A 12,033-nucleotide genomic window follows, 5' to 3' on the forward strand; every position below is an offset into this window, starting at 1 on the left:
CCTCTCTGCAGCCAGGCTTGGTATCTGGTACGGGAAATTATCAAAATCTATAAGCAGGCCGTTGCAAGCCCAGGTTCTCGCGCAAGGTCGTGCCTTCATACTCGGCGCGAAACAGCCCGCGCCGCTGTAACTCCGGCACCAGCAACTGCGCGACATCTTCCAGGCCGCCCGGCAGGTGTGGCACCAGCACGTTGAAGCCATCCGCCGCACCTTGCTCGAACCAGCGTTGCAACTCATCGGCAATCTGCTCTGGCGTACCGATCAGGCTGTAGTGCCCTCGCCCACCGGCAATCCGCCGTCCCAGTTGCGCCAGGGTCAGGTTTTCCTGATCAGCCAGTTCGGTGAGCAGTTTCTGCCGGCTGCGCTGGCCGCTGTCGGTCAATGGCAACTCTGGCAGCGGGCCGTCCAGCGGGTAGCCCGACAGGTCGAAATTGCCCAGCATGCGGCCCAGCAGAGCGACCCCGACCTGAGGCTCGACCAGTTCCTGAAACGACTCGAATTTGGCTTTGGCCAAGGCTTCGGTTTCGGCCACGACGATGAACACGCCGGGCATGATTTTCAGTGAGTCTGCGTCACGCCCAAAGGCGCGTAACCGGCCTTTGATATCCGCATAAAACGCTTGCGCACTGGCCAGCGAGGTCTGCGCGGTGAACACCACTTCCGCCGTCTGCGCCGCCAGATCACGTCCGACTTCCGAGGAGCCGGCCTGCACCACCACTGGCTGCCCCTGCGGCGAACGCGCCACGTTCAGCGGACCCTTGACGCGGAAATGCTCGCCCTGATGATCGAGCACATGCAGCCTGGCCGGGTCGTAATACTCGCCACTGGCCTTGTCGCGGGTGAAGGCATCGTCTGCCCAACTGTCCCACAGGCCGGTCACCACCTGATGAAACTCTCGTGCGCGGCTGTAGCGCTCGGCATGCGCCACATGCTCGGCGCGACCGAAGTTCTGCGCTTCGGCGGCAGCATCCGACGTCACCAGATTCCAGCCCGCTCGCCCACCCGAGAGATGATCCAGCGAGGCGAACTTGCGGGCTACGTGATACGGCTCGTTGTAGGTGGTGGTCGCTGTCGCGATCAGACCAATATGCTCGGTCACCGCGCTGAGTGCCGAGAGCAGGGTCAGCGGCTCGAAATGATCGGAGCGCGCCATGCGGCTGGCGATATCACCGGTCGCGGCAGCCACACTGTCAGCGACGAACAGCGCATCGAATTTTGCCGCCTCCGCGACCCTGGCCACATGCCGGTAATGCTTGAAATCCAGCCCTGCATCCGCAGGCACATCCGGGTGCCGCCAGGCGGCGACATGGTGCCCGGTGGCCATCAGGAAAGCGCCCAGCTTCATCTGTCGGGCAGTGGTGCTCATACCTCACTCCTTACGTGTTGCCTGGGGTCTCGGCTCAAAAATCCTTGCGCAACTGCACGCCGAAATAACGTTCATCATCACGCGGCACTGATCGATAAACGTAGTTGCCCCCGGTCGCCAGCATTGGCGAGTAGGACTTGTCCGCCAGGTTCTTGCCCAGCAATGCAACGCGCCAGCCACTGTTGTAATCGGCCAGTGCCACGCTGGCGTTCCAGATGCCGTAAGCACCCTGCCTGGTGTCCGGGTTCTGGCTGATGTCGTACTGCACTTCGCTCTGCCAGCTGTAATCGGTGCCCAGTTCGATATCCAGGCCGTTGTCCAGCGGGATGGTGTAATCGGCACGAACGTAGCTTTTCCAGTCCGGGCTGTACGGCAGGGTCTTGCCGTCGACATTGCAGGACGCCGCCGCACCGGCCGGGCAGGCAAAGCTGTCGATGCGTGCTCTGGTGTAGGACAACGCCCCGGAGAATTTCAGGTTTCGGGTGGCTTGCAGGGCGTAATCCAGCTCGACGCCTTCGGTGCTGACGCTGCCTGCGTTGATCAGGCGCGTCACGACCTGCCCGGCAACACTGTCGAAGAAATTCGCCTGATAGTTGTCGTACTCGCTGTGGAACACCGCCAGGTTGGTGGTCAGGCGATTGTTCCAGGTGGTGGCCTTGAGGCCGACCTCCCAGGTGTTCGAGGTTTCCGGCTTGAGCGCCTCGGTGTCACGCGGCTGCATGTTGAAGAACACGTTGTAGGCCGGGCCTTTGTAGCCGCGCGAGTAGGTGATGTAGGTCATCACACTGTCGCTCAGGTCGTACTGCAAACCGAGGCGTCCGGACTTGCCGTCTTCATCCACCGAGCCGGAACTGCTGGTTGCTGGCTGAATGCCGCTGACGGTGGTAGCCGATGTCGATACGCGGCGATGATCGTATTCCAGGTCGTCGTGGGTCCAGCGTGCCCCGGCAATCGCACGCAAGTCCGGGGTGAAGTTGAACGTGGTTTCGCCGAACACCGAATAACTGTCGGTGGTGGTGCTGTAATCGGCGATGCCGCGATCCTGAGTCGTCGGTGTGATCAGCGTGCGCTGATAGGTCTCGTCGCTCTTGCCGTGCATGTAAAACAGCCCGCCGACGTACTCGACAAACCGGCCTTTCGGCGACGCCAGACGCAACTCCTGGGAATACTGGTTGAACGCCAGATCGCCCTTGTCTTCAGTGCCGGGGAACGCCGCGGTGACAGTGCCAAGCCGGTCGCCGTCCTGATACTGGGTGTTGTCCCAACCACGCCAGGCGGTAATCGAGGTCAGGGTGTAGTCGCCCAGTTGCCAGTCGAGCTGGCCGGACAGGCCTTTGTTGACGTCCTCGACATGGCTGCGGTAATCGCTGACGACATTGCGGTTATCGCTGTCGGCACGTACCGGCGCCAGGGCACTGGCGAAGGACGGGGTCAGCGCCTTGGTTACGACACCGTTGGGTGCATCGTCATGGGACTGCATGTAGTCCGCTGCAAGGGTGAAGGTGATGTCGTCATTGGGTGTGAATTCCAGCTTGCCGCGGGCACCCTTGCGGTTGTAACCGTTGACTTCCTGACCATTGAGCTTGTTGTCGACATTGCCGTCATAGCTGCCGAACAACGTCGTGATCGAGCCTTTGAGGGTCTGCGGAATCAGGCTGCCGCCAATGCCGAAACGGGTGCGGCTTTCGTTGCCGCTGTAATAGGACTGATCGATGTAACCGTGAGTCGCTTCGGTCGGTGCCTTGGTGGTGACGTTGAGCACGCCCGCCGAAGCATTCTTGCCGAACAGCGTGCCTTGCGGGCCGCGCAGTACTTCGATGCGTTCCAGGTCGAGCAAGTCCAGCGTGGCCTGACCCGGCCGCGCATACACCACGCCATCGATCACCGTGGCCACGGTCGGTTCGACGCCTGGCGAGGTGGAAATGGTGCCGACACCGCGAACGAACAGCGAAGTGTCCTTGTTGGAAGCCCCGGTGCGGAAATTCAACGACGGCACCTGCTGCACGATGCTGGCCACGCCGTTACGGTTATCGCGCTCCAGTTGTTCGCCCTCGATCACGGACACGGCGACCGGTACTTTCTGCAGCGATTCCTCGCGGCGTGTGGCGGTCACGGTCACCGATTCCAGCGCTACCGTTTCCGTGTTCTGCCCTGCCGCTGTCTCTGCCATGGCCGGAACACACGGCAATGCCGTCAGCCCCATCAGCAACCACCCACAACGACGCCCCCGCGCGGTATGAGCCTGATCGATCGCCTGCGCCAGAAGCGTGTGTCTGACGCCATCCCTACCTGTTGTGTGCATCTGCGTGCCTACCTGAAATATGCCCTGATCCGACAGTGCGATGCGCACTGTCGCCTGTGCGTGCTGACTAAACCGGGTCCGGGCATTCGCGGTGGCGAGTAGCAGAAAAACCATCTTTGTTAGCGCTAACATCACCAGTATCGGAAAACGACTTATAGATCGTCCAATACTGAAAAATTAGTTTTATATTGCTTTTGATTTTATGCGAAGTGATCGAGCATGGCCGACGAAAAGCCTCTGACACGCAAACGCCGCGGCGCAGATGTGTGACGCGGAGCGTCACGAAAGGCATTCCCACGCTGGAGCGTGAGGAACGATAGTCGTCAGGAAGATCGCGGAACGGGTAGCGCGCGAGGTGTCCGGGCAAACACCATCGTACCCATGCTCCGCGTGGGTATGCCGTTCTGGACGCTCCGCGTCCTGGCCTGAACATGCGGCGCGGCGCAGATGTGTGACGCGGTGCGTCACCCAAGGCATTCCCACGCCGGAGCGTGAGGAACGATAGTCGTCAGGAAGATCGCGGAACGGGTAGCGCGCGAGGTGTCCGGGCAAACACCATCGTACCCATGCTCCGCGTGGGTATGCCGTTCTGGACGCTCCGCGTCCTCTCCTGAACATGCGCCGAGGCGCAGATGTGTGACGCGGAGCGTCACGAAGGGCATTCCCACGCTGGAGCGTGAGGAACGATAATCGTCAGGGAGATCGCGGCAAGGGTAGCGCGCGAGGTGTCCGGGCGGACGCTATCGTACCCATGCTCCGCGTGGGTATGCCGTTCTGGACGCTCCGCGTCCTCTCCTGAACATGCGGCGCGGCGCAGATGTGTGACGCGGAGCGTCACGAAGGGCATTCCCACACTGGAGCGTGAGGAACGAGAGTCGTCAGGAAGATCGCGGAATGGCTAGCGCGCGAGGTGTCCGGGCAAACACCATCGTACCCATGCTCCGCGTGGGTATGCCGTTCTGGACGCTCCGCGTCCTGGCCTGAACATGCGGCGCGGCGCAGATGTGACGCGGAGCGTCACGAAGGGCATTCCTATGCGGGAGCGTGAGGAACGATAGCCGTCAGGAAGATCGCGGAACGGGTAGCGCGTGAGGTGTCCGGGCAAACACCATCGCACCCATGCTCCGCGTGGGTATGCCGTTCTGGACGCTCCGCGTCCTGGCCTGAACACGAGGTGAGGCGCAGAGCGTGAGGAACGATAGTCGTAACCGCCCCCCACCCCTCGATCAACGCACCAGGTGCAGGAACTGCATATGCCGTTCGTACTGATCGAGCACGTCGTTGATGACTTGTTCCTTGGTGTAACCCACCAGGTCGTAGTCCTGACTGCCCTCGCTCAAGTGAACCTCGGCGCGGTAGTAGCGGCGGTTGTTCAATTGCTTGGAGCCCATGCCGCCACGGGCGAACGACGGGGTGAAGAAGCCTTTCATCTGCACCTGGTAGATGAACGGACGCTCTTCGCCGTGACCGATTTCCAGGGTCACCGAGTCGTTGGACGGATCGGGGACGTTGACCACGTTCAAGCCCTTCTCGACGAACACCGCTGTCACTTCTTCAATCGCCGGGCGCACGGTCTGATCAAGGAAGCGGTACACCTCGTCTCGCGACGGGTAATGCACCGCCTGGCTCAGACGCTGGCGCCAACCGCCGCGTCGTGAACCGGATACCGGCGCCAGCGAGTACAACTGCGCGATCTTGCGCTGCGACTCCATGACGAACGCCTTGTGCAGGCCCCACATCATCAGCAGCAGAATCAGCGAGAACGGCAACGACGTCAGCACTACAGCCGATTTCAGTGCATCGATGCTGCCCGAGAACAACAGGCCACTGGTGATCAGCGCCGTGGCCACACCCCAGAACACCCGCAGCCATTTCGGACCGTCTTCGTCAGGGTTGCCGCCTTTGGCTGACAGTGTCGACAGCACCACCGTGCCCGAGTCGGCCGAGGTGACGAAGAACACGAAGCTGATGAACACCGTGACGGCAATCACCGTCTTGCTCCACGGATAGGTTTCCAGCAGCAGGTACAGGGTCATCGACGGATCGTCGATAGCCGACTGACCCAGCGCCGTCATGCCATGGTTGAGCACTTGATCGATCGCGCTGTTACCGAAGATCGACATCCACGCCAGGGTGAAGCCCAGCGGGATCAGCAAGACACCGAAGACAAACTCACGGATGGTCCGGCCACGGGAAATACGCGCAATGAACAGGCCCACAAACGGCGCCCAGGCAATCCACCAGGCCCAATAGAACACCGTCCAGCCGCCCAGCCAGTCACTCGGCTCGTTATAGGCATACACGTCGAAACTCTTGCTCGGCAGTGCGCCCAGGTAGTCACCGATGTTCTGCACCAGCGTGTTGAGCAAGTGCTGAGTCGGGCCGGCAAACAGCACGAACAGCAGCAGCGCGCAGGCCAGCAACATATTGATGTCGGACATGACGCGCACGCCCTTGTCGACACCGGCGATCGCCACCAGAATCGCCGCGCCCATCATCAGGGTAATCAGACCGACCTGAATCCAGTGGGTGTGCGCCACGCCGAACAGGTAATCCAGACCGGAGTTGAGGTGCAGCACCCCGAAGCCCATGTCTGCGCCGAGACCGAAGATGGTCGCAATGATGCCGAAGCCATCGACGGCATAACCGATAGGACCATTGATGCGTTTACCAATCAGCGGATACAGCGCCGAACGCAGGGCCAGCGGCAGGTTGTGCCGATAAGCGAAATAGGCCAGCGCCATACCGACGAAGGCAAACACGCCCCAGCCATGCAGGCCCCAGTGCAGAAACAGCAACTGCATGCCCTGGCGCGCAGCTTCTGCAGTGCCACCCTCGCCCTGCGGCGGCTGCAGCAGGTGCGTCAGGGGTTCTGAAACGCAGAAAAAGAACAGCGTGATGCTGATGCCGGCGGCAAACAGCATCCCGGCCCATGACAGGTAACTGAACTCGGGTTCGTCGTGGTCGGCACCGAGCTTGATCTTGCCGAAGCCCGACAAGGCGGTGACCACCACGAAGACCAGGTACAGGGTCATGACCATCATGTAGTACCAGCCGACCGTGTTGGCCGCCCAGTTTTGCGCCGCCAGCAGCCATTCGCCGCTGGCTTGCGGGAACGCGATCACGACGATGCCGAAAATCAGAATAAAACTCGCAGCGAAATAGAACACTGGAGCATTCATGCGAACCATGCCGCTTGAAGAGGAACTCGCAGAACTCATCGGTTGAGTGCCTCCGGACTGATAAAACCAACTGCAAAAAGCGGATACGGCAAGGGTAAGCCTCCTGTTGTGAGCGGGCAGCGAACCACCGGTTTAACTTGAACGAGCGTTCAATTTAAACATGAAAACCCCCACGAGACCTAATCGCGGGCCGGTGAATGCAGGCTCAGGCGTGGGTATGACGCATGCTTGAGCGGGTTCGTTCCCACGCCAAAGAGACCATTTGCAGCCCGCCAAATGCGCGCTCTGTGAACGCTCATGGCGCTTCAATCCCGGCCCGAACGCTGCGCACATCGTCACCGCACCAACCTGTTACCAACTGCCCCAAAACTGCGCAAAAAGTCATTCAGGTAACAGCGCCGCGCTCTTCTTGGAAAAATGCTTTCGTGCTGACCAAAACTGCAAGACCCCGTAAACAAAGCCCTTCAGGCCAATTCGATGAGCAAAAAACAGCAAAGGCGCAAAGTTGGTCTTTTGATTGCATATGCTTGTATGTACAAGTAGAGACAGGCTAAACATTCCGCCTTCTACCCAACTGAATCGGCCTGCTTCGCCAGGCTTTGCTCGCCCTTCATCGGGCTGGTTCGAATTGATCGCCGAGGATTTTTTTGTGACCGAGAATAATCAACACCTGAAGCAGGACTGGACCCGCCATCGCGAAGGCGTCGTACGGGCTGCACGCGGTACTCAATTGACTGCCAAGAGCTGGCTGACCGAAGCGCCGCTACGCATGTTGATGAACAATCTCGACCCGGAAGTCGCCGAAAACCCCAATGAGCTGGTGGTTTACGGCGGCATCGGCCGCGCCGCGCGCAACTGGGAGTGCTACGACAAGATCGTCGAGAGCCTCACTCAGCTCAACGATGATGAAACCCTGCTGGTACAGTCCGGCAAGCCGGTCGGCGTGTTCAAGACCCACAGCAACGCCCCTCGCGTATTGATCGCCAACTCCAACCTGGTACCGCACTGGGCCAGTTGGGAGCACTTCAACGAACTGGATGCCAAGGGCCTGGCCATGTATGGCCAGATGACCGCCGGCAGCTGGATCTACATCGGCAGCCAGGGCATCGTGCAAGGCACTTACGAAACCTTCGTCGAAGCCGGTCGCCAGCACTATGACGGCAACCTCAAGGGCCGCTGGGTGCTCACCGCAGGTCTGGGCGGCATGGGTGGCGCGCAGCCGCTGGCCGCGACATTGGCCGGGGCCTGCTCGCTGAACATAGAATGCCAGCAGAGCCGCATCGATTTCCGCATCAAGACCCGCTACGTTGACGAACAGGCCGCAGATCTCGATGACGCACTGGCGCGTATCGCCAAATACACGGCCGAAGGCAAAGCCATCTCCATCGCGCTGTGTGGCAACGCGGCGGAAATCCTGCCGGAAATGGTCCGTCGCGGTGTGCGCCCGGACATGGTCACCGACCAGACCAGCGCCCACGACCCGCTCAATGGTTACCTGCCCAAAGGCTGGACCTGGGACGAGTACCGTGCCCGTTCGGTGAGCGAACCGGCCAGTGTGGTCAAGGCCGCCAAGCAGTCGATGGCCGAGCACGTCGAAGCCATGCTCGCCTTCCAGCAAGCCGGCATTCCGACCTTCGACTACGGCAACAATATCCGTCAGATGGCCAAGGAAGTCGGCGTCACCAATGCCTTCGATTTTCCAGGCTTCGTCCCCGCCTACATCCGTCCGCTGTTCTGCCGTGGCATCGGGCCGTTCCGCTGGGCCGCGCTGTCGGGCGACCCGCAGGACATCTACAAGACCGACGCCAAAGTCAAAGAGCTGATCCCGGACGACGAGCACCTGCACAACTGGCTGGACATGGCCCGCGAGCGCATCAGCTTCCAGGGCCTGCCGGCGCGTATCTGCTGGGTCGGCCTGGGTCAACGCGCCAGACTGGGTCTGGCGTTCAATGAGATGGTCCGCAGTGGCGAGTTGTCGGCACCGGTGGTGATCGGTCGCGACCACCTGGACTCCGGCTCGGTCGCCAGCCCCAACCGCGAAACCGAATCCATGCGTGACGGCTCCGACGCTGTTTCCGACTGGCCGCTGCTCAATGCTTTGCTCAACACCGCCAGCGGTGCGACCTGGGTCTCGCTGCACCACGGTGGCGGCGTCGGCATGGGCTTCTCGCAGCATTCCGGGATGGTAATCGTCTGCGACGGCACGGACGAAGCCGCCGAGCGTATTGCCCGCGTGCTGCATAACGACCCGGCCACCGGGGTGATGCGCCATGCCGATGCCGGTTACGACATCGCTATCGACTGTGCCAGAGAGCAGGGCTTGAACCTGCCAATGATCGGACGTTGACAACGTTGTCGGCCATCAGGCCGGCACACGTCGGGGACGGGCATGAGCATGCCCACGGGCCGGATGCCTACTTGAAGCTGCCGTCATCCATTTAAGGCTTAGGAGCATCGACAATGAATATGAAAAAGGCCCTGTTGACCACATTGGTATCCGCTGGCCTGCTCGCCAGCGCAGGCGCAAGTCAGGCTGCCGGCTGGTGCGAATCAGGCAAGCCGGTGAAATTCGCCGGTCTTAACTGGGAAAGCGCGATGCTGCTGACCGATGTACTGCAGGTCATTCTGGACAAGGGTTACGGCTGCACCGTTGACGCCCTGCCCGGCAATTCCATCGCCATGGAAAATGCCCTGGGCACCAACGATATCCAGATCTTTGCCGAAGAATGGGTAGGTCGCAGCGAGGTCTGGAACAAGGCCGCCGCTGCCGGCAAGGTGGTCGGTGTCGGCGCACCGATCGTCGGCGCTGTGGAAGGCTGGTACGTGCCACGCTACGTGATCGAAGGCGATGCCAAACGCAAGCTGGAAGCCAAGGCACCCAACCTGAAATCCATCAGCGATCTGGCCCAGTATTCAGCCGTGTTCAAGGATCAGGAAGAGCCTGGCAAGGGCCGCTTCTACAACTGTCCGGCCGGCTGGACCTGTGAGCTGGAAAACAGCGAAATGCTCAAGAGCTACGGCCTGGAAAGCAAATACACCAACTTCCGCCCGGGCACCGGCCCCGCGCTGGATGCGGCGATTCTCTCCAGTTACAAACGTGGCGAGCCGATCCTGACCTACTATTGGTCACCCACGCCGCTCATGGGTCAGGTAGACCTGGTGCGTCTGGAGGAGAAAGCCGGGGTCAACAAGACGATCGATATCAAGGTCGGCGTGTCCAAAGTGTTCCACGATGAGGCCCCTGAACTGGTCGCCATCCTGGAAAAGGTCAACCTGCCGATCGACCTGCTCAACCAGAACCTGGGGCGCATGGCCAAGGAACGCATCGAATCGCCGAAGCTGGCGAAGATTTTCCTGAAAGAGCACCCCGAAGTCTGGCACAAATGGGTCAGCGAAGACGCCGCGAAGAAGGTGGACGCTTCGTTGTAAACGACCGGGCTGTCGGACCGAACGGTTCGACAGCCCTGTCGTTGACCCGACACACCTCATTTGAGAGCCGCTTATGTTTCCTGAAAGCTTCACTTTCTCGATCGCCAACTGGGTCAACGATGGCGTCGACTCACTGGTCACGCAGTACGGCGATGTGTTCCGGCACATCTCCGACACCCTGCTATGGGCCATCGTCAACCTCGAAGGCCTGCTGCGCATGGCGCCGTGGTGGCTGATGCTGATGATCGTCGGCGGCATTGCCTGGCACGCGACACGCAAGATCGTCACGACGCTGGTCATCGTCGGCCTGCTGTTTCTGGTCGGTGCGGTCGGGTTGTGGGACAAGCTGATGCAGACCCTGGCGCTGATGCTGGTCGCCACGATCATCGCGGTGCTGATCGGCATTCCGCTGGGCATTCTTTCGGCACGCAGCAATCGTCTGCGCTCGGTGCTGATGCCGCTGCTCGACATCATGCAGACCATGCCCAGCTTCGTTTACCTGATCCCGGTGCTGATGCTGTTCGGTCTGGGCAAGGTTCCGGCGATCTTCGCCACGGTGATTTACGCCGCGCCGCCGCTGATTCGTCTGACCGATCTGGGCATTCGTCAGGTGGACGGTGAAGTGATGGAAGCCATCAACGCGTTCGGCGCCAACCGCTGGCAGCAACTGTTCGGTGTGCAACTGCCGCTGGCGATGCCGAGCATCATGGCCGGGATCAACCAGACCACCATGATGGCGCTGTCGATGGTGGTGATTGCCTCGATGATCGGCGCACGCGGGCTTGGCGAAGACGTGCTGGTGGGCATTCAGACCCTCAACGTCGGGCGCGGGCTGGAAGCGGGCCTGGCCATTGTCATTCTGGCGGTCGTCATCGACCGTATCACGCAGGCCTATGGCCGCCCACGGCATGAGGCGCACAAATGAGCAGCGTGGAACCGAACAAAATCGTCGTCAAAAACGTGTTCAAGATCTTCGGCAACCGCTCCAAGGAAGCACTGCAGTTGATCCAGCAAAACCACAGCAAGGACCAGGTGCTGGCCCAGACCGGCTGCGTGGTCGGGGTCAACGACCTGTCGCTGTCGATCGGCAGCGGCGAAATCTTCGTCATCATGGGCCTGTCCGGCTCGGGAAAATCAACGCTGGTGCGCCACTTCAACCGGCTGATCGACCCTACCAGCGGCGAGATTCTGGTCGATGGCGAAGACATCCTGCGTTACGACATGGAGGCCTTGCGCCAATTCCGCCGGCACAAGATCAGTATGGTGTTCCAGAGCTTCGGCCTGCTGCCGCACAAGACCGTGCTGGCCAACGTGGCCTACGGCCTGACCGTGCGTGGCGAGAGCAAGGCGCTGTGTCAGGAACGCGCGCAGCACTGGATCACCACCGTAGGCCTCAAGGGCTACGAAAACAAATACCCGCACCAGCTTTCCGGCGGCATGCGTCAGCGTGTAGGTCTGGCCCGCGCACTGGCGGCCGACACCGACATCATTCTGATGGACGAAGCATTCAGCGCCCTCGACCCGCTGATCCGCGCCGAGATGCAGGACCAGTTGCTGGAGCTGCAAGCCAGTCTGCACAAGACCATCGTGTTCATTACCCACGACCTGGACGAGGCCGTGCGCATCGGCAATCGCATCGCGATCCTCAAGGACGGGCGATTGATTCAGGTCGGTACGCCGAAAGAAATCCTTCATTCGCCCGCCGACGATTACGTGGATCGTTTCGTTCAGCGCCGCGTAGCCACCCTTTAAGG

General features: G+C 60.8%; 7 protein-coding genes. 4 read left to right on the plus strand and 3 right to left on the minus strand.

Translation table 11 applies throughout. The features are described from left to right. Positions 1-40 precede the first annotated feature (40 nt). The 3 genes from AC54XV_RS25240 to betT all read right to left on the minus strand — a co-directional run bounded on the left by AC54XV_RS25240 (position 41) and on the right by betT (position 6,850). Positions 41-1,366, minus strand: a complete 1,326-nt coding sequence (locus tag AC54XV_RS25240; RefSeq protein ID WP_096104453.1) for an LLM class flavin-dependent oxidoreductase — start codon at positions 1,364-1,366, stop codon at positions 41-43. Between the two features lie 34 nt (positions 1,367-1,400). Continuing rightward, positions 1,401-3,716 (minus strand): TonB-dependent receptor, encoded by a 2,316-nt coding sequence (locus AC54XV_RS25245; RefSeq protein ID WP_116800560.1) that lies wholly within the window; start codon positions 3,714-3,716, stop codon positions 1,401-1,403. A gap of 1,178 nt (positions 3,717-4,894) precedes the next feature. Continuing rightward, positions 4,895-6,850: a choline BCCT transporter BetT gene (gene betT, locus AC54XV_RS25250; protein ID WP_205902143.1), complete on the minus strand. Its 1,956-nt coding sequence runs from the start codon at positions 6,848-6,850 to the stop codon at positions 4,895-4,897. A 649-nt stretch (positions 6,851-7,499) separates the two neighbouring features. On the opposite strand from betT, the gene hutU reads away from it, so the two are divergent. From hutU to AC54XV_RS25270, 4 genes are all read left to right on the plus strand, one after another. Then, on the plus strand, positions 7,500-9,197 hold the full coding sequence (gene hutU / locus AC54XV_RS25255) for a urocanate hydratase (RefSeq protein WP_011269249.1): 1,698 nt from the start codon (positions 7,500-7,502) through the stop codon (positions 9,195-9,197). Between the two features lie 113 nt (positions 9,198-9,310). After that, positions 9,311-10,279, plus strand: coding sequence for an ABC transporter substrate-binding protein (locus AC54XV_RS25260; RefSeq protein ID WP_003405245.1), 969 nt, complete (start codon positions 9,311-9,313; stop codon positions 10,277-10,279). A 73-nt stretch (positions 10,280-10,352) separates the two neighbouring features. After that, the gene (locus AC54XV_RS25265; RefSeq protein ID WP_003343849.1) at positions 10,353-11,204 is read left to right on the plus strand and encodes an ABC transporter permease; all 852 of its coding nucleotides are present in this window, start codon (positions 10,353-10,355) and stop codon (positions 11,202-11,204) included. Further along, positions 11,201-12,031: a quaternary amine ABC transporter ATP-binding protein gene (locus AC54XV_RS25270; RefSeq protein ID WP_003405246.1), complete on the plus strand. Its 831-nt coding sequence runs from the start codon at positions 11,201-11,203 to the stop codon at positions 12,029-12,031. Before AC54XV_RS25265 ends, AC54XV_RS25270 begins: the two co-directional genes overlap by 4 nt. Positions 12,032-12,033: the final 2 nt, after the last annotated feature.

The sequence above is a fragment of the Pseudomonas fragariae (ex Marin et al. 2024) genome (assembly GCF_059621105.1).